At 60.8% G+C, this 22,453-nt stretch carries 23 protein-coding genes; 14 read left to right on the plus strand and 9 right to left on the minus strand.

The annotated features are described in order from the left end of the window. Window positions 1-72 precede the first annotated feature (72 nt). From EXZ61_RS03440 to EXZ61_RS03450, 3 genes are read left to right on the plus strand one after another with little or no spacing between them, the layout of a single operon-like run. A complete protein-coding gene (locus EXZ61_RS03440) occupies window positions 73-639 on the plus strand; it encodes a cysteine hydrolase family protein (RefSeq protein WP_142809044.1) in 567 nt (188 codons plus the stop codon). Between the two features lie 3 nt (window positions 640-642). Continuing rightward, the gene (locus EXZ61_RS03445; protein WP_142809046.1) at window positions 643-1,284 is read left to right on the plus strand and encodes a DJ-1/PfpI family protein; all 642 of its coding nucleotides are present in this window, start codon (window positions 643-645) and stop codon (window positions 1,282-1,284) included. Then, window positions 1,266-2,264: a GlxA family transcriptional regulator gene (locus EXZ61_RS03450; protein WP_142809048.1), complete on the plus strand. Its 999-nt coding sequence runs from the start codon at window positions 1,266-1,268 to the stop codon at window positions 2,262-2,264. The genes EXZ61_RS03445 and EXZ61_RS03450 overlap by 19 nt, the downstream gene beginning before the upstream one ends. 4 nt (window positions 2,265-2,268) lie before the next feature. Here EXZ61_RS03450 and EXZ61_RS03455 read toward each other — a convergent pair whose 3' ends face one another. From EXZ61_RS03455 to EXZ61_RS03480, 6 genes are all read right to left on the minus strand, one after another. Beyond that, on the minus strand, window positions 2,269-3,045 hold the full coding sequence (locus EXZ61_RS03455) for an SDR family NAD(P)-dependent oxidoreductase (RefSeq protein WP_142809050.1): 777 nt from the start codon (window positions 3,043-3,045) through the stop codon (window positions 2,269-2,271). A gap of 68 nt (window positions 3,046-3,113) precedes the next feature. Then, complete coding sequence (locus EXZ61_RS03460) at window positions 3,114-3,698, minus strand: TetR/AcrR family transcriptional regulator (RefSeq protein WP_142809052.1); 585 nt, start codon at window positions 3,696-3,698, stop codon at window positions 3,114-3,116. A 13-nt stretch (window positions 3,699-3,711) separates the two neighbouring features. After that, the gene (locus tag EXZ61_RS03465; protein ID WP_237219074.1) at window positions 3,712-4,374 is read right to left on the minus strand and encodes a cupin domain-containing protein; all 663 of its coding nucleotides are present in this window, start codon (window positions 4,372-4,374) and stop codon (window positions 3,712-3,714) included. Window positions 4,375-4,449: 75 nt separating this feature from the next. After that, a complete protein-coding gene (locus EXZ61_RS03470; RefSeq protein ID WP_142809054.1) occupies window positions 4,450-4,791 on the minus strand; it encodes a helix-turn-helix domain-containing protein in 342 nt (113 codons plus the stop codon). An 89-nt stretch (window positions 4,792-4,880) separates the two neighbouring features. Continuing rightward, on the minus strand, window positions 4,881-5,342 hold the full coding sequence (locus tag EXZ61_RS03475; RefSeq protein ID WP_142809056.1) for a BLUF domain-containing protein: 462 nt from the start codon (window positions 5,340-5,342) through the stop codon (window positions 4,881-4,883). Window positions 5,343-5,406: 64 nt separating this feature from the next. Further along, on the minus strand, window positions 5,407-6,372 hold the full coding sequence (locus EXZ61_RS03480) for a sulfurtransferase (protein ID WP_142809058.1): 966 nt from the start codon (window positions 6,370-6,372) through the stop codon (window positions 5,407-5,409). Between the two features lie 242 nt (window positions 6,373-6,614). Here EXZ61_RS03480 and urtA point away from each other — a divergent pair, with 242 nt between their 5' ends. From urtA to EXZ61_RS03510, 6 genes are all read left to right on the plus strand, one after another. Further along, on the plus strand, window positions 6,615-7,889 hold the full coding sequence (urtA, locus tag EXZ61_RS03485; RefSeq protein ID WP_142809060.1) for an urea ABC transporter substrate-binding protein: 1,275 nt from the start codon (window positions 6,615-6,617) through the stop codon (window positions 7,887-7,889). 103 nt (window positions 7,890-7,992) lie between these two features. Next, window positions 7,993-9,567 (plus strand): urea ABC transporter permease subunit UrtB, encoded by a 1,575-nt coding sequence (urtB, locus tag EXZ61_RS03490; RefSeq protein WP_142809063.1) that lies wholly within the window; start codon window positions 7,993-7,995, stop codon window positions 9,565-9,567. Beyond that, on the plus strand, window positions 9,564-10,646 hold the full coding sequence (urtC, locus tag EXZ61_RS03495; protein WP_142809065.1) for an urea ABC transporter permease subunit UrtC: 1,083 nt from the start codon (window positions 9,564-9,566) through the stop codon (window positions 10,644-10,646). Before urtB ends, urtC begins: the two co-directional genes overlap by 4 nt. Beyond that, window positions 10,643-11,524, plus strand: a complete 882-nt coding sequence (gene urtD / locus EXZ61_RS03500; RefSeq protein WP_142809068.1) for an urea ABC transporter ATP-binding protein UrtD — start codon at window positions 10,643-10,645, stop codon at window positions 11,522-11,524. The genes urtC and urtD overlap by 4 nt, the downstream gene beginning before the upstream one ends. An 863-nt stretch (window positions 11,525-12,387) precedes the next feature. Further along, window positions 12,388-13,080, plus strand: a complete 693-nt coding sequence (gene urtE / locus EXZ61_RS03505; RefSeq protein WP_142809070.1) for an urea ABC transporter ATP-binding subunit UrtE — start codon at window positions 12,388-12,390, stop codon at window positions 13,078-13,080. 61 nt (window positions 13,081-13,141) lie between these two features. After that, window positions 13,142-13,972 carry an urease accessory protein UreD gene (locus EXZ61_RS03510; RefSeq protein ID WP_142809073.1) on the plus strand — a complete coding sequence of 277 codons (831 nt, stop codon included), beginning with the start codon at window positions 13,142-13,144 and terminating at the stop codon, window positions 13,970-13,972. 7 nt (window positions 13,973-13,979) lie between these two features. Here EXZ61_RS03510 and ddpX read toward each other — a convergent pair whose 3' ends face one another. From ddpX to EXZ61_RS03525, 3 genes are all read right to left on the minus strand, one after another. Continuing rightward, complete coding sequence (gene ddpX, locus EXZ61_RS03515; RefSeq protein WP_142809075.1) at window positions 13,980-14,549, minus strand: D-alanyl-D-alanine dipeptidase; 570 nt, start codon at window positions 14,547-14,549, stop codon at window positions 13,980-13,982. Window positions 14,550-14,620: 71 nt separating this feature from the next. After that, window positions 14,621-15,565, minus strand: coding sequence for an arginase (rocF, locus tag EXZ61_RS03520; protein ID WP_142809077.1), 945 nt, complete (start codon window positions 15,563-15,565; stop codon window positions 14,621-14,623). After that, window positions 15,562-16,662, minus strand: a complete 1,101-nt coding sequence (locus EXZ61_RS03525; RefSeq protein WP_142809079.1) for an ornithine cyclodeaminase — start codon at window positions 16,660-16,662, stop codon at window positions 15,562-15,564. The genes rocF and EXZ61_RS03525 overlap by 4 nt, the downstream gene beginning before the upstream one ends. A gap of 129 nt (window positions 16,663-16,791) precedes the next feature. Between EXZ61_RS03525 and EXZ61_RS03530 the strand changes: the two genes are divergently transcribed. The 5 genes from EXZ61_RS03530 to EXZ61_RS03550 all read left to right on the plus strand — a co-directional run bounded on the left by EXZ61_RS03530 (window position 16,792) and on the right by EXZ61_RS03550 (window position 22,361). Further along, window positions 16,792-17,217 (plus strand): Lrp/AsnC family transcriptional regulator, encoded by a 426-nt coding sequence (locus EXZ61_RS03530; protein WP_142809081.1) that lies wholly within the window; start codon window positions 16,792-16,794, stop codon window positions 17,215-17,217. A 24-nt stretch (window positions 17,218-17,241) separates the two neighbouring features. Beyond that, the gene (locus EXZ61_RS03535) at window positions 17,242-17,718 is read left to right on the plus strand and encodes an Lrp/AsnC ligand binding domain-containing protein (RefSeq protein ID WP_142809083.1); all 477 of its coding nucleotides are present in this window, start codon (window positions 17,242-17,244) and stop codon (window positions 17,716-17,718) included. After that, window positions 17,691-18,584 carry an alpha/beta hydrolase gene (locus EXZ61_RS03540; protein WP_237219075.1) on the plus strand — a complete coding sequence of 298 codons (894 nt, stop codon included), beginning with the start codon at window positions 17,691-17,693 and terminating at the stop codon, window positions 18,582-18,584. The genes EXZ61_RS03535 and EXZ61_RS03540 overlap by 28 nt, the downstream gene beginning before the upstream one ends. 107 nt (window positions 18,585-18,691) lie before the next feature. Continuing rightward, complete coding sequence (locus EXZ61_RS03545) at window positions 18,692-19,165, plus strand: hypothetical protein (RefSeq protein WP_142809085.1); 474 nt, start codon at window positions 18,692-18,694, stop codon at window positions 19,163-19,165. 151 nt (window positions 19,166-19,316) lie between these two features. Next, window positions 19,317-22,361 carry an L-glutamate gamma-semialdehyde dehydrogenase gene (locus tag EXZ61_RS03550; protein ID WP_142809088.1) on the plus strand — a complete coding sequence of 1,015 codons (3,045 nt, stop codon included), beginning with the start codon at window positions 19,317-19,319 and terminating at the stop codon, window positions 22,359-22,361. The last annotated feature ends 92 nt before the right edge of the window (window positions 22,362-22,453 follow it).

A 22,453-nucleotide genomic window follows, 5' to 3' on the forward strand; every position in this document is an offset into this window, starting at 1 on the left:
TGTAAGTGGTTAAATGGCAGCTTGCGCAACAAAATAGAGCGGTCTTTAACCACTGCTTGAAAGCGTCTAGCCATGAAAACCTGTCTGTTAGTGATCGATGTGCAAGAGTCATTCCGCCACCGCCCTTACTCTACCGAGCGTGACATGCCCGCCTACTTGGCCGCGCAAAACGCTTTGATTACGGGGGCTCTTGCCCAAGGCGTGCCGGTGGTGCGGGTGTTCCATACCGACGGCCCCGACCAGGCTGACAACGCGTTTGCCCACGCCTCAGGCCTCATCAAACCCTTGGGCGGCTTGGTGGATTTTGCCGCCAGCGCCACGTTTGAAAAGCACCGCCACAGCGCCCTGGTGGGCACAGGGCTGGATGTGTGGCTCACCGAGAACGGCATTGGCCGCCTGATCGTCAGCGGCATTCGCACCGAGCAATGCTGCGAAACCACCACGCGCCACGCCTCGGACCTGGGCTGGGCGGTGGACTATGTGGTGGACGCCACGCTCACCTTTGACATGCAGCAGCCCAATGGCCAGCCGCTCAGCGCTGCCGACATCAAGGCCCGCACCACCACCGTGTTGACTGAGCGCTTTGCCACGCTGTGCACCGTAGAGCAAGCCTTGGCCCGTGCCAAGGCCGCTGCGTAAGGCATGTCCGACGTGCAACAGCCCCCCAACACCGCAGGCGACCCGCCTCTGCAAGTGGGCATCTTGGTGTTCGACGACGTAGAGGTGCTGGACTTTGCCGGCCCCTACGAGGTGTTTACCACCGCCAGCCGCGTGCACGGGCGCAGCCATGCCACAGCGCCATTGTTTGCGGTGCGCACCGTGGCCCGCAGACGTGAAGCCGTGCGGGCCCGCGCAGGCTTGGTGCTCCTGCCCGATGCCGACTTTGCGCAAGCCCCAGGCTTTGACCTGCTCATCGTGCCCGGTGGCGTGGTGACAGCGGCCATGCAATGTCCTGCCACCTTGGCGTGGCTTCGCGCGGCGTCTGCCCACGCCCGCATCACGGCCTCGGTCTGCACCGGTAGCTTCTTGCTGGCCGCCAGCGGCGTCATCGTGCGTGAGCAGGTCACCACCCATTGGGAAGATATTGAGGACTTGCGCGCTCAGTTTCCGGCGCTGGATGTGGTGCAAGGGCCGCGCTGGGTAGACCTCGGTCGTTTGCTCAGCTCTGCGGGCATCAGCGCGGGCATGGACATGAGCTTGCACCTGGTGGCTCGCTTGGGCGGCGAGGCCTTGGCCCACCGCACCGCCAAACAAATGGACTATGCATGGAACCCCATACCGTGATTGCCAACCCCGCTGTGATTGACGTGCTCTTCACGCTGCTACCCGGCAGCTTGATTTTGGACTGGGCGGGGCCCGCCGAGGCTTTGCGCATTGCCAACCGGCACCTAGTGCTGCAAGGCCAGAGCCCGCGCTTTCATATGCGGTTTGCCGGGCCCACGGCGCAAATGCCCAGCTCGGTGGGCGCGCAGCTGGCGGGGCTGGAGCCCTTGCCCCCCTATACCTTTGCGCGCCCCACCTGGGTGGTGGTGGTGGGGCAGCCCGGCGAGGCCATTGATGTGCAAGTGCCCGAAGTGCAGGCCTTGTTGCACTGGCTGCGCGGTTTGCGTTTGCAGGCGGGCCGTGTGGAGCTGGTCACCGTGTGTGCGGGCTCGGTGCTGGCCGCCCATGCGGGCTTGCTGGCAGGGCGGCGCGCCACCAGCCACCACCAGCATTTGGAGGAATTGGCCCGCGCAGAGCCTCGGTGCGACGTGGTGGCCAACCGCGTGTTTGTGGAAGACGGCGCGGTGTTCAGCAGCGCCGGGGTGACCACGGGCATTGATTTGTTTTTGCACCGCATCAGCGCGGTGTGCGGTGCCCCGCTGGCCGCGCAAGTGGCGCAGGCCATGGTGGTGGCCCTGCGCCGTGGCCCGCACGACCCCGAGTTCTCGCCCTTTTTGGCCTACCGCAACCACATGCATGCTGCGCTGCACCGCGTGCAAGACGCGGTGAGCCAAGCGCCGCAATCGGCGTGGAGCGTGCCCCGCATGGCCGAAGTCGCCCACACCTCGCCCCGCCACCTCACGCGCTTGTTCATCGAACACGCCGACATTGCGCCTTTGCAGTACCTGCGCCGCATCCGCCTGGCCGTGGCGCAAGCCGCACTGCAAGCTGGCCGCAACGTCACCCAAGCCGCTGAGACCGCAGGCTTTAGCTCCGACACCCAACTGCGCCGCGCCTGGCACCAATTCGGGCTAGACGGCACGCCTGCGGCGCGGACGTGACTGCTTAGGTATTGCGCCCCGCCATCACCCCACCATCCACATCCCAAATGGCGCCTGTTACCCACGCGGCGCGCTCGGACAGTAAGAAGCACGCCACTTCGGCCACGTCTTGCGGCGTGCCTATGCGGCCAATGGGGTGAAAACCATTGAAGCCTTGCAGCGCCCCATGCACTTGCTCTTTGGGGATAAAGCCCTCGTAGATAGGCGTAGCCACCACGGCGGGCGACACCGCATTCACACGGATGCCGTGGGTCGCCAACTCCATCGCCAAGTGCTGTGTCAGTGCATGCAGGCCCGCTTTTGCCATGGAGTAGGCCGAGGAGGGCGTGGCCGCAATGGCTTGCTTGGCCCACATGGAGCCAATGTTCACGATGGCCCCTTTTTGCTGGCGCGCCACCATGCGCTGCACCACGGCTTGCGTGATGAAAAAGAACGCCTCGTTCAAGGCTTGGTAGGGCCTGTAGTCGTCTTGCGTGTGCTGAAGAAACGGCTTGGGCGCAAACACGCCTGCAGCATTGACCACGAGCTTGATGTCGGGGTGCGCGGTGGCCAGTTGGCTTTGCAGGTCCGCAAGGCCTTGCGGGGTGATGAGGTCGGCGTTGATGGCAGCAGCGCTGCCTAGTGCAGACAGTTCGGCCAAGGCTTCAGCGGTCTTGTCTGCGCGGTGCCCAGTCACTACAACGCTGGCGCCTCGCTGCACCATGTGGCGGGCAATGGCCAAACCCATGCCGCTGGTGCCGCCTACGACCAATAGCTTTTGGCCTTTGAATTCAGTTTGCATATCAAGTCCTTTGTCTTAAAAACTACCGACTACTTGGTAGATTGTGTGGGTAAAAAAAGCCAGCCTTTTCAGGCCAGCATGAGAGAAATCAGGCTTTCACCGACCATGGCAGGGCCCATGGTGGGTGTGCCGCCACGTCCAACCACCATGGCGCCTTCCAGCGCGCACAGAAACAGTTGGGCATGGGCCTGTGGCGTTGTGCTCAAGCGCAAGCCGCCCTGGGCCGCACCTGAGGCAAACACGTGGGTCAGCCATTCCAGATTGGCTGCAAAAAAATAGTTCACCTCTTGGCGCACTTCGGGTGGCAGGCCCTGGGCCTCGGCACCCAGCATGCCGCACACACACAGGCGCTGGTCTTGGGCATAGGTTGCCTCAAACAAGGCCGCGTAGGCAGTCAGGCGTTGCGCAGCCTTGGCGTGTTTGCCTTCAATGCCCAACAGTTCCTGCCTGAACCGGTGCGTGTAGCGCTGCGCCACCACAGCGACCAGATCGGCTTTGGTGGGAAAGTGGTGGTGAATGCTGGGCTTCTTGATGCCTACTTGGCGTGCCACGTCGTCATAAGAAAAACCGTTGTAGCCGGCTTGCTGTATCAGCACCTCGGCCACGTCCACCACGCGCTCGGCTGCGCCACTGAGTTCTGAAAAATGCTTCATCTGTGCAACTAAATTACAGGGGCAGGTGCCCGGTCTTGACCAGAATCGTACAGCCCTCAAGGCTGAACGGTTGGTGCTCACTCATGTGCGGGCTGCGTATCCATGTGCCTGCGGGGTAGCTGCCATGCTCGTCTTCAAAGGTGCCATTCACCACAAAAATCTCTTCGCCACCAAAATGGCGGTGGCGGTTAAACCGTGTGCCAGGTGCCCAACGCACCAAGGCCGTGTGCTGGGTCGCGTACTCGGACAAAGGCAGCACGGACAAACCTGCCACCATGCCCGGATACCACTGGGCAGTGGCCGTGTCCACCACCACGCGCTCGGTATCTGCTACATCCAGATGCCGCAGCTTGACCCAAATGCTTACACCGTCGCGGGTGAACGGGGTGTGCGAAGAGCCCGGTGGGTTCTTCACATACGTGCCGGGGCCGTAGTTGCCGTGCTCATCTTCAAAGATGCCTTCCAGCACCAAGAACTCTTCGCCTAGCGCGTGCGTGTGGCTATTGAAGCGCGCGCCAGCGGCGTAGCGCACCACCGAGGTGGCGCGTGCTACTTCACCCCCATCGCGCTCCAATTGGCGACGCTCTACCCCCGCCACCGGAGAGGCTTGCCACGGCAAGCTCGGGGTGTACAGCACCACGCGTTGCGAAACATCGGTATGGAGTTGTTCCATCATAAAAACCTTTTGTATGCCGACTAGTTGGTAGGTATTGTAGCCAAAAGACTCCAAGCGTGCAAGTGAAACGTGGTTTCAGGCGCGTGGCTCGTGTTTGTCCACCAGCAGAAGCTCAAAAGGCTCTACTCCTAAAGATTGCGCCAAGGCCACCAATACCACCAAGGTGGGGTTCGCCAAGCCCGACTCTATGCGACTCAAGTAGGTGCGAAAGATCCCGCAGCGCTCGGAAAGAATTTCCTGCGACAGGCTGCTTTCGGTACGAAGAGCTTTGATGCGGCTGCCAACGGCCTTTTTATAGTTAACTACTTTTTTTGTCACTTCCAAAGTATCGGATGGATGGCCCTTGACAGGAACACATTCATTCACACATAAAGCGTCCTCTATGTTTCTGGGTGCGTCAGGCGGCAGTGCATGCATGGTGTGCCCATTCTGCGCTCGTACATTGGGTGGGTCGGTGTGCTTGCCCGCTTAGTGCGGCATAGCGTGCACCCTACAGCGGCCTTGTTTTAGCAGGCAACCCCGCGGCTGCCCGAGGCAAAGCTTGTAAACAGCGGTAGCACATCGTTGGCCGGTAGTCGCTTGGACAGCTCAGTGGGTGAAAGCTGAAACAGCTCTACGGAGGGTGACATCGTTCGACCTATCTCGTGCACAAACTGCAGCAACCCCAGGTGGGTGCCGCCAATGCTGGGCTCTGCAATGGGGTCCTCTACCAGCAGGGTGATGCCAAAGTGCACAGGTTCCGCACGCACATGGGCAAACGCGGTGCGCACGGGTGCACGCTCACCCTCCAGCATCTGCATCAGGCTACCGTTGGCAAACACGGTGAGGCTAGACACCTGCCCCGCCACATAGTCGCGGCTCAGCGTGGTCAGCAGTGGCGCCAGGGCAAAGCCATATTCATCCACCAAACTGCTTACATAGACCAAACGCAGAAAGTCCAAGGGCATCTTCTCATTGGGGGCAACCAAGGCGGCGCTTATCGCCCAACTGTAAGGATGGTGTGTGCGCTGGACCACACACTGATTCGCACAGCTAATTTGCAGGGGTATTGCTTGGCGCGAGCGCCACACTCCACTCCAGCCAGCCGCCGTCAAACACCGCAATGTGCTCCCAGCCCATGAGCCAGGCGTAGAAAAAAGCCAGCGACGCCCGCCACCCCGTGCCGCAATAAAACGCAAGCTGCAAGCCGGGGTGAATGCCTTCTGCACGCCACATGGCGGCAATGTCAGCCGCGCTGCGCAGGCAGCCGTCGGCGGTGTGGAAGGCGTCCATGCCGTTGACATCCACACGGGCAAGCGCGTGCCTCTCCGCACTGTCCGCATGGCCCCACAGCGCGCCGGGAATGTCGCCCTTGGCGCTGATGTAGTCGTAGCCCGAGGTGCGGCCCGTGTGTTCCCCCCAGGTGCGCACGCTGACCAAGGCCGCGCCCGGCGTGTGGGGGTACTGCTCGGCTTGCGCCAAGTTCAGCATCCACTGCGGCTGTGCGGGGCAGGGCACACCAAAGCCTGCTGGCGGGCAGGGTGCTTGCACGCGTGAGGGCAAATGCCCTTTTCCTTGGGCCCACGGCAAGCCCGCACGTTGCCACGCTGCTACGCCTCCATCGAGCAAGCGTACATCGCGCACCCCGGCGTAGAGCATGAGATGCGCCACGCGGCCCACGGCCGTGGCCGTGCGCCCCAGCACAATCACCGTGGTGTCATGGGCAATGCCCAGGCCCAGCAGCACCGCCAGCAAAGCGTCATCGCTCACCTTGTTCCAGAGCGGCGGCGCTTCCAGCCAGTGCGTGTCCACATACCTAGCGCCCGGGACATGGCCTTGGGCATAGGCCGCCCCGCCGTCCGACCCCACCTCCAGCACACACCACGCCCCCTCAGGCGCAGCCTCCACCGGCGCACCAGCCTGCAACAGCGCCAACCATTGCGGCACCACCAGGTGCTGCCAGCGGACCAGGTCGCGGCGAAACAGCGGGGTGGTGGGGCGGTGTGCAGCTGCGGTCATGGTGAGAAAAATTTGGGCTAATTATGGCTCTGGCGCGCATGTGGATTGCGCAAGCAGCTATAAAAACTGAAGCGGACTGAACGAGGAAGAGTGTTGAGCCCTACGGCCCCACATACGCCACTCGGCGTATTTCCCAAACCCGGGGCCTTGCCTAAAGTTGAACCACGTTAACGCAAAGGCTTGCAGCAGCAAGCACCCAGCGCGGCGAGTTTGGTTTTTCTTTAACTTTGGAAGGTCTCTTCATGCAACGCACAAATTCTCGGCGCTTCACGCTCAAGGCCCTTACGGCTGCCGTCGCTCTTAGCACCCTCTCTGCAGTGCCAGCTTTTGCGGCTGACACCATCAAGGTGGGTATCTTGCACAGCCTGTCTGGCACCATGGCCATTTCTGAAACCGTGTTGAAAGACACTGTGTTGATGGCCATTGACGAAATCAACGCCAAGGGTGGCGTGCTCGGCAAGAAGCTGGAACCTGTGGTGGTAGACCCAGCGTCTAACTGGCCGCTGTTTGCTGAAAAGACCAAGCAGTTGCTGACCCAAGACAAAGTCTCCGTCATCTTCGGTTGCTGGACTTCGGTGTCCCGCAAGTCGGTGCTGCCGGTCGTGGAAGAGCTGAACGGCCTGCTGTTTTACCCCGTGCAGTACGAAGGTGAAGAGCTGTCCAAGAACGTGTTCTACACGGGTGCAGCGCCTAATCAGCAAGCTATTCCTGCTGTCGACTACCTGATGAGCAAAGAAGGCGGCGCTGCCAAGCGTTGGGTCTTGTTGGGCACCGACTATGTGTACCCCCGCACCACCAACAAAATCTTGCGCGCTTACCTGAAGTCCAAGGGCGTGAAGGACACCGACATTGACGAGAAGTACACACCGTTTGGCCACAGCGATTACCAAACCATCGTGGCGGACATCAAGAAGTTCAGCGCTGGCGGCAAGACCGCCGTGGTGTCCACCATCAACGGCGACTCTAACGTGCCCTTCTACAAAGAGCTGGGCAACGCGGGCTTGAAGGCCAAAGACGTGCCAGTGGTGGCTTTCTCCGTGGGTGAAGAAGAGTTGCGCGGTGTGGACACCAAACCGCTGGTGGGCCACTTGGCGGCATGGAACTACTTCCAGTCCATCAAGAACCCCACCAACACCGAGTTCATCAAGAAGTGGTCTGATTACGCCAAGGCCAAGGGCATTGCTGGACACAAGGACAAGCCTTTGACCAACGACCCGATGGAAGCGACCTACATCGGCATCAATATGTGGAAGCAAGCCGTGGAGAAAGCCAAGTCCACCGACGTGGACAAGGTGATCGCAGCGATGGCGGGTCAAACCTTCAAGGCACCTAGCGGCATCGTCTCCAAGATGGATGAAAAGAACCACCACTTGCACAAGAGCGTGTTCATCGGCGAAATCAAGGCCGACGGCCAGTTCAACGTGGTCTGGAAGACACCGGGTCCTGTGAAGGCCAAGCCATGGTCTCCGTACATCGAAGGTAACGACGTCAAGCCTGACGAACCCGTCAAGAAGTAAGGCTGTCACAGGCAAGGTCAGGGAGAGAGCCGAAAAGGCCCGGGCCGCCGCCGCCTGTTGCAGGGGGTGGCGGTTGTTTGGTTTGACTGGGAGAACTTGGCGTATGCCAAAGCGAATAATCCATGTGCTACTCATTGCTATGTTTTGCATAGCGGGTCGTGCATATGCACTGAGCGCTGCAGAGGCAAAATCCCTTGCGGTGGGCGAGGGAGATGCGCGTATCGAGGCATTGCGTGCGGCGGTTAGCCACGCCGATGCCAAGACGCTTGCGTTCATCCAAGCGCTGTCGGACGACGCGGTAAAGCTGGTGGGCGAAACCCCTGTGCTGGTGGTCGATGGGCAAGGCCAAGACCCTGTCACCGGGGCCCCTGTGGCACTGCCCGAGACCGCCGAAGACGTGATGAACAACAACCGCATGCGTGGCGAGCTAGACACTGCGCTGGCCGCACTCAAGCTGCTCTCTGCGGATGCGCAGGTACGCCGTGACGCAGTGAAGACGCTGCGCGGCGAGGTGGATGAGAGCAAGCTGCCTTTGATAGAACAAGCACTGGCTGCCGAAACGGTGGCCGACATCAAAGACCAGCTGGGCCTGCTGCGCGCCGCCGCCTTGCTGGGCAGCACCGAGATTGCGAAGCGCTTAGAGGCCGCGCAAGCCTTGGGCGAGAGCACCCAGGCGGCCACCAAGACCTTGTTGGTAGAGCGCTTGCAGGTTGAGACAGACGGCTCCGTCAAAGCAGCGCTGCACAAGAGTTTGAGCGCGGTGGAATCGCGCTTGGCCTGGGGCGACCGCTTAGGTGCTTTGTTCAGTGGCATCAGCTTAGGCAGCATCTTGCTGTTGGTCGCACTGGGACTGGCAATTACCTATGGGCTGATGGGCGTGATCAACATGGCCCATGGCGAGCTGATGATGATTGGCGCCTATGCCACCTATGTGGTGCAGGGGCTGTTTCAGAAATACCTACCCGGCGCGTTTGACTGGTACTTGCTGGCCTCCGTGCCAGTGGCATTTGCCACGTCGGCCTTGGTGGGCGCGGCGCTAGAGCGCAGCGTGATTCGATTTTTGTACGGTCGCCCGCTGGAGACCCTGCTGGCTACCTGGGGCATTAGCTTGATGCTGATGCAGCTGGTGCGCACCATTTTCGGAGCCCAAAACGTGGGCGTAGAAAACCCCCGCTGGATGAGCGGCGGCGTGCAGCTCATGGGCAACTTGTCTTTGCCCTACAACCGCTTGGTGATCGTGGGCTTTGCCATTGCGGTCTTGGTGGGTGTGTGGTTCTTGATTGAGAAAACCCGCCTGGGTTTGTTTGTGCGCGGCGTGACCCAAAACCGGCCGATTGCCAGTTGCATGGGGGTGAACACCGCGCGGATTGACACCTACGCATTTGCACTGGGCTCGGGCATTGCGGGCCTGGCCGGTTGCGCCTTGAGCCAAGTGGGCAACGTGGGGCCGGACCTGGGCCAAGGCTACATCGTGGACTCGTTCATGGTGGTGGTGCTAGGTGGCGTAGGGCAACTCGCGGGCACCGTGTACGCAGCCATGGGGCTGGGCGTGTTGAACAAATTCTTGGAAGGCTGGACCGGCGCGGTGCTGGCCAAAATTGCGGTGCTGGTGTTCATCATCATCTTCATTCAAAAGCGCCCGCAAGGCATCTTCGCCATGAAAGGGAGGGAAGCATGAGCAAGCCCTTGTTAACGCGCTCAGCTTGGGGCGCTTGGTTGGTGGCACTGGTGGTGCTGTGCGCCGTGGTACCGGTGCTGAACCTGTGGGTGCCTGCGGACAGCGTGTTCCACATGAGCGACTTTGCGGTGGCGCTGGTGGGCAAGATCATGTGCTACGCCATATGCGCGCTGGCCATGGACCTGATCTGGGGCTACACCGGCATCTTGAGCTTAGGGCACGGTGTGTTCTTTGCGCTGGGCGGCTATGCCATGGGCATGTACCTCATGCGCCAGATTGGCTTGGACGGCAACTACAAAAGCGCCTTGCCTGACTTCATGGTGTTCTTGGACTGGAAGACTCTGCCCTGGCATTGGACCTTGTCTGACAGCTTTGTCGCCACGCTGCTGCTGGTCGTGCTGGTGCCGGGCTTGGTGGCCTTGGTGTTTGGCTTCTTTGCGTTTCGGTCTCGCATCAAGGGCGTGTACTTTTCCATCATCACGCAGGCGATGACGTTTGCGGCAATGCTGCTGTTCTTTCGCAATGAAACCGGCTTTGGTGGCAACAACGGCTTTACCGACTTCAAACGCATTGTGGACATCCCAATTGCCACCACCAGCATGCGCATGACCTTGTTTGTGATGACCGCAGCCACCTTGCTTAGCTTCTTCTTGATGGCGCGCTGGTTGGTGGGCAGCAAGTTTGGCCGCGTGCTGCAAGCCGTGCGCGATGCAGAAACGCGGGTCATGTTCAGTGGCTACAACCCCATTGGCTACAAGCTCACCATTTGGGTGATCTCCGCCATGATGTGTGGCGTGGCCGGGGCTTTGTATGTGCCGCAAGTGGGCATCATCAACCCCAGCGAAATGAGCCCTGCGAACTCGATTGAGATTGCCATTTGGGCGGCAGTGGGCGGGCGTGCCACCCTCATTGGCCCCATCGTGGGTGCCTTCTTGGTCAACGGTGCCAAGAGCTGGTTGACCGTGACCTACCCTGAGTTTTGGTTGTACTTTTTGGGGGCCTTGTTTATTGGTGTGACCTTGTTCTTGCCCGATGGCGTGGTGGGCTTGGTGAAAAAGCTCAAGGGAGGCAAAGCATGACCCCCGATCTGCTGGAACAAGGCGCTAAGCGCGTGCAAGCCCATGTAGCGGCGCTTGAAGCGCGCACAGGGCAAACCGAGTCGGGCGGGCGCGCTGCAGGCTTTTCTCGGCTGGCCACGCCGGGCGAGGTGGATGTAACCCACGGGCGCATCTTGTACTTGGAAGATGTGAGCGTGAGCTTTGATGGCTTTAAGGCTATCAACAACTTGTCGCTAGACATTGCACCGGGCGAGCTGCGCTGCATCATTGGCCCCAATGGGGCGGGCAAGACCACGATGATGGACATCATCACCGGCAAAACCAAGCCCAATACGGGCACGGTGTTCTTTGGCAGCACCATCGACTTGCTGCGCTACAAAGAGGCCGAAATTGCCCAGCTAGGCATTGGCCGCAAGTTCCAAAAGCCCACGGTGTTTGAGCAGCTGACGGTGTTTGAAAACTTGGAGCTGGCTTTGAAGACGAACAAGGGCGTTAAAGCCTCGATGTTCTTCAAGCTCGACTCGGCCCAGCGCGACCGCTTGGCCGAGGTACTGCACACCATCCATTTGGCAGAGAGCGTGCACCGCTTGGCAGGCAACTTGAGCCACGGGCAAAAGCAGTGGTTAGAGATTGGCATGCTGCTCATGCAAGACCCCAAGCTCTTGCTCTTGGATGAGCCGGTGGCGGGCATGACGGATGAAGAAACGGAGCGCACGGCGGAGTTATTCTTGAGCCTGAAAGGCAAGCACTCCCTCATGGTGGTGGAGCACGATATGAGTTTCATCCGCACCATCAGCGACATCGTCACCGTGTTGTGCGAGGGCTCGGTGTTGGCGCAAGGCACGCTGGATCAGGTGCAGGCGGATGAGCGGGTGATTGAGGTGTACCTTGGGCGCTGATGTGAATTCAGCTTCGGGTGGGCTTGCGCGCCAACATGCCGGGGCTTGCCCGGCAGCAACTCACTTTCTTTTGCGTCGCCAAAAGAAAGTAAGCAAAGAAAAGGCGACCCCACTGCTTGCGTCCCTTCGCTGCGCTACGGGCAAGCTGCGGTGCTCGACCCAGCCGGGGCCGGGTTCGAACTCGCCTACGGCTCAAACAATCGCCCGTCCTCACCCGTCTGGCTCTGTGCTCCTCGGCGCAAGCAGAGGGGGCTGGGGGCAGCGGGTATTTTCGTTGTACTTGGGGGGATGCGTGTGACCTTGCTTTTCTCTCACGATACCTCTGGACTTTGTGGCGTGTCGGGACATGCGCCCGACAGCGCACTCACTTTTCTTGCTTCGCCAAGAAAAGTAAGCAAAAGAAGGCGAGCCGGATGCGTCGGCCCTGCGGGCACGCTGCGTTGCTCGGCATGGGTGGGGTCTGGCTCGAACTCGCCCTGCGGGCTCAAACAATCGCCAGCCCTGATCCACCCACGCCTGCGCTACTCGCCTCCTCACAACGGCATAAGCCCAATAGCCGAAGACCAACACCCCGCCCGCGCAGTGTGCGGACGCGCCGAGCGCAGCGATGGCGTGCGGCTGCAGAAAACCCTTCTGTGTGCGCCGAGGAGCACAGGGACCAGTGGATCAGGGCTGGCGTTGTTTGAGCGCAGCGAGTTTAGCCAGACCCCACTGGGCCCGCGCACCGCAGGTTTCCCCGTAGCGCAGCGCAGGGGACGCAGACAGCAGGGTCGCTTTTTCTTTGCTTACTTTCTTTTGGCGAAGCAAAAGAAAGTGAGTAGCCGCCGGGCTACCCCCGGCACCAGCCAAGCAGGCGAACACAAATGCTGAACGTTAAAAACATCAACCAATACTACGGCGGCTCCCACATCCTGCGCGATGTGAGCGTGCAAGCACACTTGGGCAAAGTCACCGTCGTCTTAGGGCGCAACGGAGTGGGCAAGACCACGTTGCTGAAGTCACTCATGGGCTTGGTGCCTATCAAAACCGGCACGATGGAGCTAGACGGCAAGCCCATCCACAAAGCCACACCGTACGAGCGCGCGCGTGCGGGCATGGGTTTTGTGCCACAAGGGCGTGAAATCTTTGCGCGGCTCACGGTGGAAGAAAACCTGCGCATGGGGCTGGCCTACAAGCCAGCGGGTACGCCCATTCCGCCCGAATTGTTTGAGCTGTTCCCGGTGCTGCAGCAGATGCTGCACAGGCGCGGGGGCGACTTGTCGGGGGGGCAACAGCAGCAGCTGGCGATTGCCCGCGCTTTGGCGGCTGGGCCTAAGTTGCTTATCTTGGACGAGCCTACCGAGGGCATTCAGCCCAGCATCATCAAAGACATTGGCCGCGTGATCCGCATGCTGGCCGACCGGGGCACCATGGCGATTGTGCTGGTGGAGCAGTACTACGACTTTGCCCAAGACTTGGCCGACGACTACGTGGTGATGGAGCGTGGCGCGGTGCGCGCAAGCGGCTTGGGCAAGAACATGGCGGCCGATGGGGTGCGCCAGATGGTGGCCATTTAGGACGCAGGCTTTAGCTGCTCAGGCGGACTGCCTTCGCCGGGGCAGCGTTTACGATTGGCATATGACTTGGCACGCCTCACTCTCGCTGGACTACACCTATGAATCTGCCCGCACCGTGGTGCGGCACCTGCACCAGGGGCCGCTGCGGGTACTGCAAAGCTTGTACCCGGAGGGCGATGGTGTGTGCCACAACGTGTTGGTGCACCCGCCCGGTGGCTTGGTCGGAGGCGACACCTTGGACATTGCGGTCAGCGTGGCCCCTGGCGCACATGGGCTGATCACCACACCGGGCGCTGCGCGCTTTTACCGCTCCGAAGGGCCACTGGCCCTGCAGCGCACCCACATTCGCTTAGAAGACCGTGCGCGCCTGGAGTGGTTGCCTACAGAGGCCATTTTGTACAGCGGGTGCGAGGCCGAAAACCGTTTGACCATGGACTTGGCGCCCGACGCCGAGCTCATGGGGTGGGATGTCACCGCACTGGGCCTGCCCCACGCGCAGCAGCCCTATGTGTTGGGGCGCTACCGCCAACACATGGAGGTGCCTGGCGTGTGGTTAGAGCGCGGCATTTTGGATGCAAGCGACACGCGTTTGCTCAACAGCCCTGTGGGCTTGGACGGCATGCACTGCATGGGCACGCTCTTTTTTGTGGCCGGCAAAGCGCTGACTCGCCAACGCCGTGAGTTGGCCTTAGACACTGCGCGTGCAGTGTTTGAGGGCCATGCGCTGCAGTCACGGGTGGGGGTGACCGCTGTGAACCCCAGGGTGCTGGTGTTGCGCGTGCTGGCACCCCAGGTCGAGCCCGCCATGCAGCTCTTGAAGCAGGTGTGGGCCACATGGCGGCCTGCGCTGTGGGACTTGCCTGCGACCTATCCGCGCATTTGGCGCATGTAAGCCCGGCTTAGCCCTGGTGCATGGGGTTCAGGTGGGCCAAATAGTGGCTGGGTATCAGCGCATGGTGCTCGGCCTTGGGCAGGGCGTAGTGCCACCATTCATGGGCAATGTGCTCAAACCCAGCATCCTCCATGAGGGTGAGCAGCAGCGTGCGGTTGGCCTGCGCAGTGGCTGACACGCGGTCGCAAAAGTGGTGGGACAGCGCGCTCATGTCATCAAACGCGGTGCCCATGTCTAGCTCTTGCCCGGTGGCGTCCACCAAGGTGAGGTCGATGGCGGTACCCCGGGTGTGGTTGGAACCAATGCTGGGGTCTGCCACGTAAGCGCGGTCAGGGGCGGTTTCCCACAGCATGACCTGGGCCTCGTGCGGGCGAAAGGCATCGAATATTTTGAGGCGCAAGCCGTGCGCGGCGGCCAGACGCACCGCGCTGCGCAGGCAGACTTCGGCTTCGTGGTGCAGCAGGCACAGAGGGCGGGCGTAAATGGCCTGGCCGGCCACATTGTTGTCGGTGGCGTAGAGCAGATCCAGCAACACATCGTGGGTATCGGGGCTGATCTGAACCAATGGACTCGTCATAAATTTGCAGCAAAGAAAAAAGGCCCACAGCGGGTGCTGCGGGCCTTGGCATCTTAGCGGGGCTTTGGCGCTCAGGCCTTGCGCATCAAGGTGCTTTTGCCAAACAGGCTTTCAATCAGGTCCACGGCCAGTTCCGCGGTGCGGTTGCGCTCGTCCAAGGCGGGGTTGAGTTCCACCACGTCGAGCGAAGCCAAGCGGCCTGTGTCGGCAATCATCTCCATGCACAGCTGGGCTTCGCGGTAGGTGGGGCCGCCGCGCACGGTGGTACCCACGCCGGGGGCGATGGTGGGGTCCAAAAAGTCCACATCCAAGCTCACATGCAAATGGGTGTTGCTGTCGATCAATGCCAGGGCTAACTCCATGGCATGGCGCATACCCATTTCGTCGATGTAGCGCATGTCAAAGACTTCAATGCCCATGTCGTGCACCAAACGCTTTTCGCCTTCGTCCACGCTGCGAATGCCAATTTGGCGAATGTCTTTGGGCTTGATGGCGGGCACATGGCCACCAATTTCGATGAGCTCTTGGGGGCCGTGGCCGCACAAGCAGGCCACCGGCATGCCATGGATGTTGCCGCTGGGGGTGAGTGTGGCGGTGTTGAAGTCGGCATGGGCATCAAACCACAGCACGCGCAGCTTTTTGCCGGTGTCGCGGCAGTGGCGCGCCACTGCGCTGATGGAGCCAATGCCTAAGCAGTGGTCGCCCCCCAGCATGATGGGCAAGCGCCCGGCGCTGAGTTCGGCGTACATGGCGTCATGCAAGGTTTGGTTCCACTGCACCACTTCAGGCAGGTGCCTAAAGCCATTGACGGCAGGCTGCCCCGGGTTGGCCGGGCCGCTCAGGTTGCCGCAATCTTTCACGTCTAGGCCAAACTGTGCAATGGCTTGGGCAATGCCCGCTACGCGCAAGGCCTCAGGGCCCATGCGGGCGCCCAAGGAGCCTGCGCCTACGTCGGTAGGCACGCCAATGAGACTAACGCCGCCTGCGGCGCGGTGGGAGCTTGGGTGTGATGTCATGTCGCCAATGCTAACGCTTGGACGGCCTGTTGCGCTAGCACTTGGGACGCACTAAGGGGAGCCGCTGGGCGCAGTGCGCTGAACAGATCTTTCGGGTTGGCCAACTGTGGCACCAAAGAAATCGTTTGGCCCACACCCTGGGCCTGCGCGGCCTCATGCAAGAAGCGCAGGGCGGAGAAGTCTTCCAGCGCAAAGCCTACCGAGTCAAACAGGGTGATTTCTTGGGCGCTGGTGCGGCCCTTGGCTTTGAGTGCCAGCACTTGCCAGAGCTCGGTCACCGCAAAGTCAGCAGGCAAGTGCTGCAAATCGCCTTCAATGCGGGTTTGGGGTTCGTATTGCACAAACACGGTGGAGGCGCGCAACACATCAGGGTGCAACTCGGTTTTGCCGGGGCAGTCGCCGCCGACACCGTTGATGTGCATGCCGGGCTCCAGCATGTCTGCGCTCAGGATGGTGGCATTGGTTTTGTCCGCGGTGACGGTGGTCACAATGTCTGCACCCTTGACCGCCTGCGCAATGCTGCTGGCCACCGTGATGCGCAACTTGGTATGGGCCAAGTTGGCCACCAGCTTGGCGGTGGCTGCTGGGTCAGTGTCGTACAGGCGCAGTTCTTCAATGCCCAGCAAGTAATGGAATGCCAAGGCTTGGAACTCGCTTTGTGCGCCGTTGCCAATCAGGGCCATGCTCTTGCTGTTGGGGCGTGCCAGCACGCGGGCTGCGACCGCCGACATGGCCGCCGTGCGCAGTGCGGTGGTGAGGGTGAGCTCGCTCAACAAGAGCGGTGCGCCGGTGTCTACATCGGCCAGCACGCCAAACGCCATGACCGTGGGCAAGCCTGCGGCGGTGTTCTTGGGGTGGCCGTTGACGTATTTAAAGGTATAGGTCTTGGCGTCGGCAATGGGCATGAGTTCAATCACGCCTTCGGGCGAGTGCGCCGCGACGCGGGCACACTTGTCAAAGTCTTGCCAGCGAATGTAGTCTTGCTCAATGTAGTTGGCCATGCGCTGCAAGGTGCTGGCGATGCCTATTTCACCCACCAAACGGGCCACGTCTTCTACGCTGAGGAACTGGGTTTTTAGGTTTTGGATCTGTGTCATGGTCTTGTCTCCTAAGGATTGGAACAAGTGTCGCCATTGCGCATGCCAATGTAAATCGACAGCTTTGCCTTCTTTTTGGTAAAAAACTGCCATTTCGACAGCAATAAATGCCACAATGACAGAATGACCATGGATGCTACCGACCAACAGCTGCTGTCTTTGTTGCGCAAAGACGCCCGAACTAGCGTGGCAACCTTGGCCCAAAAGCTGGGCGTATCCAGAGGCACGGTCACCAACCGCATCACCAAACTTGAGGATGCAGGCACCATCGTGGGCTACACCGTGCGACTGCGCCCCGATGCGCAGCCTACCGAAATCAGTGCCTGGATGAGTGTGGCCGTAGAGGGCAACGAGACCCGCTCTGTGATCGCCAGTTTGCTAGGCGAGCCGGGGGTTGCAACCTTGCACGACACCAACGGCCGCTGGGATTTGTTGGCCGAGCTGCGCGCGGCGAACCTGTCGGAGTTATCGCAAATCCTGGAGCGCATACGCCTGATACGCGGCATTAGCAGCACCGAGACCAGCATCCACCTCGAAACCTACCGCCTGAGCTAGGCCCCCACTTTCTTGGCAAGCCCCATGCCCCACACCCTGCACGATTTGGACCGCATCGACCTCAAAATATTGCAATGTTTGCAAGACGATGGCCGTATCTCCAACTTGAAATTGGCCGAAGCAGTCACGCTATCGCCCACCGCGGTGCTGGCCCGCGTGCAGCGCCTGAGCAAAGAAGGCTACATCCTTGGCTACGAGGCGCGGCTCAATCCTTTGAAACTGGGCGCGGGCATGATGGTGTTTGTCGAAGTGCTGCTCGACAAAACCACGCCCAATGTGTTTGAGGCCTTCAAGGCTGCGGTCCAGGTGCGCAGTGAAATCATGGAGTGCCACATGGTGGCAGGGGGCTTTGACTACCTGCTCAAAACCCGCATGGCCGACATGACGGCCTACCGCGAGTTTGCGGGCACGGTGTTGTGGCAATTGCCCGGCGTGCGCGAAACCCGCACCTACGCGGTGATGGAAGAGGTGAAGTGCACCACCCATCTGCCTTTGCTGTGATGACGCGCTCACGCTGGGCGCGAATCGTATATGGGGCGCTGTGTGCTGCGCTGCTCTCCGCTTGCAATCTGCAAAGTGTCTTTTTTCAGCCCGACGATGTGCTGTACAGCACGCCAGGCCAACAAGGGCTGAAGTACGAAGACCTCGTGATCGTCAGCCCCGATGGCACCAAACTGGCTGCGTGGTTTATTCCGGCGATCGGTGTGGCTTCCCCGCGGGAGGCCAAAGGGACGGTCGTGCACTTGCACGGCAACGCGCAAAACATGTCCGCCCATTGGAACTACGTGGCCTGGCTGCCCGCCAAGGGGTACAACCTGCTGGTGTTTGACTACCGGGGCTATGGCGCCTCGCAAGGCGAGCCGGATCTGCAAGGCGTGTTTGATGACTCCAACGCCGCGCTCAATTACGTGCGCAATCGCAAAGACATGGATCCGAATCGGCTACTGGTGCTGGGGCAAAGCTTGGGCGGCACCAATGCCATCGCGGCGGTGGGCAGTGGCAACCGTGCAGGGGTCAAGGCCATGGTGATCGATGCCACGTTTTATAGCTACTCCGCCATTGCCAGCGACAAGGTGTCTGGTGCCGGGGCGCTGATGGATGACCGCTACAGCGCAGCCAACTTCATAGAGCGCATCGCGCCCATCCCATTGCTCTTGCTGCACGGAACGGCAGACGCCGTCATCCCGTACAGCCATGCACAGCGTTTGCTGGCCAAAGCCCGCGAGCCCAAGCAATTGCTCACCATCGACGGTGCGGGCCATATCGAGGCCCTGAGCCCGCGCTATGGCAGCGTGTACCAAGAGGCCGTGTTGGCGTTCTTTGCGAAAGCACTCGATGCGACCCAGAGCGCCGTGCCAGGCCCTTAGTGTTGGGCCTAAGCGCTTGTGCAAAGCGCTGCGTGCGCCTTAAACTCTTGCCATAGGTGCTGATCTCCGGTCTTTTGTGTATGGTCTGACTTGAAAAGAGGTTCTCCATGGTGCTGGATGATTTGTACGCCAAAGAGCGGGCGCTCTTTCATTTGGAATGGCTGCTCCACGTGGAGCGCAGGCACGACAACGTGTTGCAGTCTGCATTGGTCCACATTGCGCTGAATCCTGAGGACGTTCGCCGCATGTCCTATGGCGCCGGGGACGCCGCCGAAAAGCTGGGGGAAGTGCTGACCTGCCTGCAAACCGCGTGCCGCTCTACCGACGTGATGATGCGCGAAGGCATGGACTTTTGGATCATTACCGCCTTTGCGCAGCTAGAGCCCTTGACGGACAAGCTCAAAGCCATCATGGCGACGGCGCCCCAAAACGGCTTGGAGATTGCGCAAAACAGCATCCGGGTCTATGCGCTGCGTGACTTCATCAAGCCGGGCATGCCCAGCATCGACAAAGGCGCTGACTTTCTGGCCCTGCTCAAGCGCAGCCCCAGCACCTACGCGCCCAGCACCACGTTTAACTAGGGCGCATTGGGAAGGCTTGGATCGCTAGGGCGCAGGGCTTTGGGGTGTTTGGAAATCGAATAATTCACTGTTATTTTTGAAAAATATAGTGAGTTATTTGCGTTGATTTTCATAATGATGCAGGTCTTGCCAAAATAACCGGAGATTTTTCATGCGTTTGCCCAATCCCTACCGCCCTGAAGCCGCCACGGTCTCCCTGAGGCTCGGGGCCTTGCAGGCTGCACTGGACTGGGCAGCAGCTGCCAAAGTGGCAGCACCTTGGGTGCAAGCGGTGCGCCAAAACCCGCCCCCGTTCTGGGCCATGGAAAGCTTGCTCAAGGAGTACCCCATTTCCAGCGCCGAAGGCTTGGCCTTGATGCGCTTGGCCGAAGCCTTGCTGCGTGTGCCTGACGCAGAAACCGCGATTGCGCTCACAGCCGACCAATTGGGGCGTGCCGATTTTGATGCGGCGGGAGACAAAACGCTGGCGCGCCTCTCTAGCACGGCCATTGCCATGAGCAAGCATTTCTTGCCCGATGGCGAAGGCAGCAGCGGCATCTTTGCCAAGCTGGGCGCACGCTCGGTGGTGGCCGCTACTTTGCGTGCCGTGCAGCTGCTGGGGCGTCAGTTTGTGCTGGGCCAAACCATTGGCGAAGCCATGGGCGAAGCCGTGTCGGCGCGCAAGAAGATCAAACAACTGCGCTTTAGCTACGACATGCTGGGCGAAGGGGCCCGCACCGATGCGGACGCACTGCGCTATTTGGCCAGCTACCAAGAAGCCATCAAAGCCATCGCCACCCAAGCCAACGCCACCGGCGCTTGCGAAGTGAACGACGGCATTTCCATCAAGCTCAGCGCACTCCACCCCCGCTACGAAGATGCCCACCTAGAACGCGTTTTGGCAGAGTTGGTGCCACGGGTGTGGGGCTTGTGCGAGCAAGCAGCCAAGGCCAACATCAACCTCACGATTGATGCGGAAGAGGTGGACCGTTTGGAGTTGTCGCTTGAAGTGTTTGAAGCGCTGGCTGCGCTGGTGGCCCAGCACTACCCACGCTGGACAGGTTTTGGCTTGGCCATGCAGGCCTACCAAACCCGCGCGCTGGAGCTGATCGAACACATCACCAGCCTCGCCCGCAAATACAGCATTCGCTTCATGTGCCGCTTGGTCAAAGGCGCTTACTGGGATGCCGAAATCAAGCGTGCCCAAGAGCAGGGCCTGCCGCATTACCCGGTATTCACCCACAAGCACCACACCGATGTGTCTTACCTCGCCTGCGCCCACGCGCTCTTGGCAGCGCCTGACGCCATCTACCCGCAGTTTGCTACGCACAACGCCGCCACTATTGCCGCCATTTTGCAAATGGCATCGCGGCCCGGTTTGAGCGTCGCCGGGCCGTCCCAAGGCGCGAACACCCCCTCGGGGGGCAGCGACCCGCAAAGCGGTGGAGCGTGGGGGCCACGTTTCGAGTTGCAGCGCCTGCACGGCATGGGCGAGGGCGTGTACCGCGAAGTACTGAAAAACCCGCTGATCGCCTGCCGCGTGTACGCCCCCGTCGGCGCGCACAAAGACCTGCTGGCCTACTTGGTGCGTCGCCTGTTGGAAAACGGAGCGAACTCCAGCTTTGTGCACCAGTTGGCCGATGAGTCGGTGGGCATGGAAGAACTGCTCATTTCGCCGCTGCGCTTGGAGCCTGATCCATCGCTGCCCCTGCCGCTGGAGCTGTTTGGTAGCGAGCGCAAAAACAGCGCTGGCTTAGACCTGACCGTGGCCACCATGCGTGCCCCCCTGCTGGCCGCCTACCAAAGCACCCCAGTGCCGCCCGTTGCGGAGTTTGATGCCAAAAATGCCGCTGCCGCCCTTGCAGCAAGCGCAAGTAGCTATCAAATGTGGAGCAAAACGCCTGTGGAGCAACGCGCTGCTGCCTTGCGGGCAACCGCAGACGCGATGGAAGCGCAACTCCCGTACTTCTGCGCACTCTTGGTGAAAGAAGCTTTCAAGACCTGGGGCGACGCGGTGAGCGAGGTGCGTGAGGCGGTGGACTTTTTGCGCTACTACGCCAACGAGGCGCAGCGCATCATGGCGCCCGTCGCCATGCCCGGCCCCACCGGCGAGAGCAACGAGCTGCGCCTGATTGCGCGCGGCCCCTGGGTGTGCATCAGCCCGTGGAATTTCCCCCTGGCTATTTTTGCAGGCCAAGTGGCCGCAGCTTTGGTCACCGGCAATACCGTGCTGGCCAAGCCTGCGGAGCAGACGCCCGCCGTGGCGGCAGAAGCCGTCAAACTGTTCCATGCCGCCGGTGTGCCCGAAGGTGCGTTGCAGCTACTGCATGGCCCCGGCGAGACCGTGGGCGCAGCCTTGGTGGCAGCACCTGGCGTGGCCGGCGTGGTGTTCACCGGCTCTACCCAAGTGGCCAAGATCATCAACCGCGCACTCGCCGCCAAAGACGGTCCCATCGTGCCCCTGATTGCCGAAACCGGTGGCATCAACGCCATGGTGGTCGATAGCACCGCCTTGCCTGAGCAAGTGAGCGATGCCGTGGTGCAAAGCGCCTTCCGCAGCGCGGGCCAGCGCTGCTCCGCCTTGCGCTTGCTGTGCGTGCACAGCGAGATTGCCGACCACGTGATCGCCATGATCCAAGGTGCCGCCCAGGAGCTGGTGGCGGGTGACCCCGCGTTGCTGGCCACCGACGTGGGTCCTGTGATCGACGCCGAAGCCTACCAAGGCATTAACGGACACATTCAACGCCTGAAATCAGAGGCAAAAGTGCTGGTTGCGCCCGCAGATACTGCGCAATCAGCTAGCAAAGGTATAGCAAATCTGATTGCGCCCCACGCATTTGAAGTGGGCAGCATTGCCGATATGCGCAACGAAATCTTTGGCCCCGTGCTGCACATCGTGCGCTGGAATGGTGACCCGGCCGACGTGATTGCCCAGATCAACGCCCTGGGCTACGGCTTGACCATTGGCATCCAAACCCGCATTGACTCCCGCGCCCAAGCGCTGGCCCGCGCGGCGCATGTGGGCAATGTGTACATCAACCGCAACCAAATCGGCGCCGTGGTGGGCGTGCAGCCTTTTGGCGGCGAAGGCCTCAGCGGCACCGGCCCCAAAGCTGGCGGTCCGCACTATCTGTACCGTTTCTGCGCCGAGCAAACCATCACGGTGAACACGACTGCGGCGGGTGGCAACGCGGCTTTGTTGGCAAGCATGCACTAGGGACCTCAGACGCGGCCGCTCGCGCCGCTTGTTGTTTAGCCACTGCCCCCGTGTTTTCGCCATGCTACATTTGGTGTGGCGGCATAGGCTCT

The sequence above is a fragment of the Rhodoferax aquaticus genome (assembly GCF_006974105.1).
Classification (GTDB): Bacteria; Pseudomonadota; Gammaproteobacteria; order Burkholderiales; family Burkholderiaceae_C; genus Allorhodoferax; species Allorhodoferax aquaticus_A.

What these genes read in the sequence shown, in the direction of transcription:
- EXZ61_RS03440 (WP_142809044.1), top strand. Translation starts at nt 73, where the DNA reads ATGAAAACCTGTCTGTTAGTGATCGATGTGCAAGAGTCATTCCGCCAC.
- EXZ61_RS03445 (WP_142809046.1), top strand. Translation starts at nt 643, where the DNA reads ATGTCCGACGTGCAACAGCCCCCCAACACCGCAGGCGACCCGCCTCTG.
- EXZ61_RS03450 (WP_142809048.1), top strand. Translation starts at nt 1,266, where the DNA reads ATGGAACCCCATACCGTGATTGCCAACCCCGCTGTGATTGACGTGCTC.
- EXZ61_RS03455 (WP_142809050.1), bottom strand. Translation starts at nt 3,045, where the DNA reads ATGCAAACTGAATTCAAAGGCCAAAAGCTATTGGTCGTAGGCGGCACC.
- EXZ61_RS03460 (WP_142809052.1), bottom strand. Translation starts at nt 3,698, where the DNA reads ATGAAGCATTTTTCAGAACTCAGTGGCGCAGCCGAGCGCGTGGTGGAC.
- EXZ61_RS03465 (WP_237219074.1), bottom strand. Translation starts at nt 4,374, where the DNA reads ATGATGGAACAACTCCATACCGATGTTTCGCAACGCGTGGTGCTGTAC.
- EXZ61_RS03470 (WP_142809054.1), bottom strand. Translation starts at nt 4,791, where the DNA reads ATGCATGCACTGCCGCCTGACGCACCCAGAAACATAGAGGACGCTTTA.
- EXZ61_RS03480 (WP_142809058.1), bottom strand. Translation starts at nt 6,372, where the DNA reads ATGACCGCAGCTGCACACCGCCCCACCACCCCGCTGTTTCGCCGCGAC.
- urtA (WP_142809060.1), top strand. Translation starts at nt 6,615, where the DNA reads ATGCAACGCACAAATTCTCGGCGCTTCACGCTCAAGGCCCTTACGGCT.
- urtB (WP_142809063.1), top strand. Translation starts at nt 7,993, where the DNA reads ATGCCAAAGCGAATAATCCATGTGCTACTCATTGCTATGTTTTGCATA.
- urtC (WP_142809065.1), top strand. Translation starts at nt 9,564, where the DNA reads ATGAGCAAGCCCTTGTTAACGCGCTCAGCTTGGGGCGCTTGGTTGGTG.
- urtD (WP_142809068.1), top strand. Translation starts at nt 10,643, where the DNA reads ATGACCCCCGATCTGCTGGAACAAGGCGCTAAGCGCGTGCAAGCCCAT.
- urtE (WP_142809070.1), top strand. Translation starts at nt 12,388, where the DNA reads ATGCTGAACGTTAAAAACATCAACCAATACTACGGCGGCTCCCACATC.
- EXZ61_RS03510 (WP_142809073.1), top strand. Translation starts at nt 13,142, where the DNA reads ATGACTTGGCACGCCTCACTCTCGCTGGACTACACCTATGAATCTGCC.
- ddpX (WP_142809075.1), bottom strand. Translation starts at nt 14,549, where the DNA reads ATGACGAGTCCATTGGTTCAGATCAGCCCCGATACCCACGATGTGTTG.
- rocF (WP_142809077.1), bottom strand. Translation starts at nt 15,565, where the DNA reads ATGACATCACACCCAAGCTCCCACCGCGCCGCAGGCGGCGTTAGTCTC.
- EXZ61_RS03525 (WP_142809079.1), bottom strand. Translation starts at nt 16,662, where the DNA reads ATGACACAGATCCAAAACCTAAAAACCCAGTTCCTCAGCGTAGAAGAC.
- EXZ61_RS03530 (WP_142809081.1), top strand. Translation starts at nt 16,792, where the DNA reads ATGGATGCTACCGACCAACAGCTGCTGTCTTTGTTGCGCAAAGACGCC.
- EXZ61_RS03535 (WP_142809083.1), top strand. Translation starts at nt 17,242, where the DNA reads ATGCCCCACACCCTGCACGATTTGGACCGCATCGACCTCAAAATATTG.
- EXZ61_RS03545 (WP_142809085.1), top strand. Translation starts at nt 18,692, where the DNA reads ATGGTGCTGGATGATTTGTACGCCAAAGAGCGGGCGCTCTTTCATTTG.
- EXZ61_RS03550 (WP_142809088.1), top strand. Translation starts at nt 19,317, where the DNA reads ATGCGTTTGCCCAATCCCTACCGCCCTGAAGCCGCCACGGTCTCCCTG.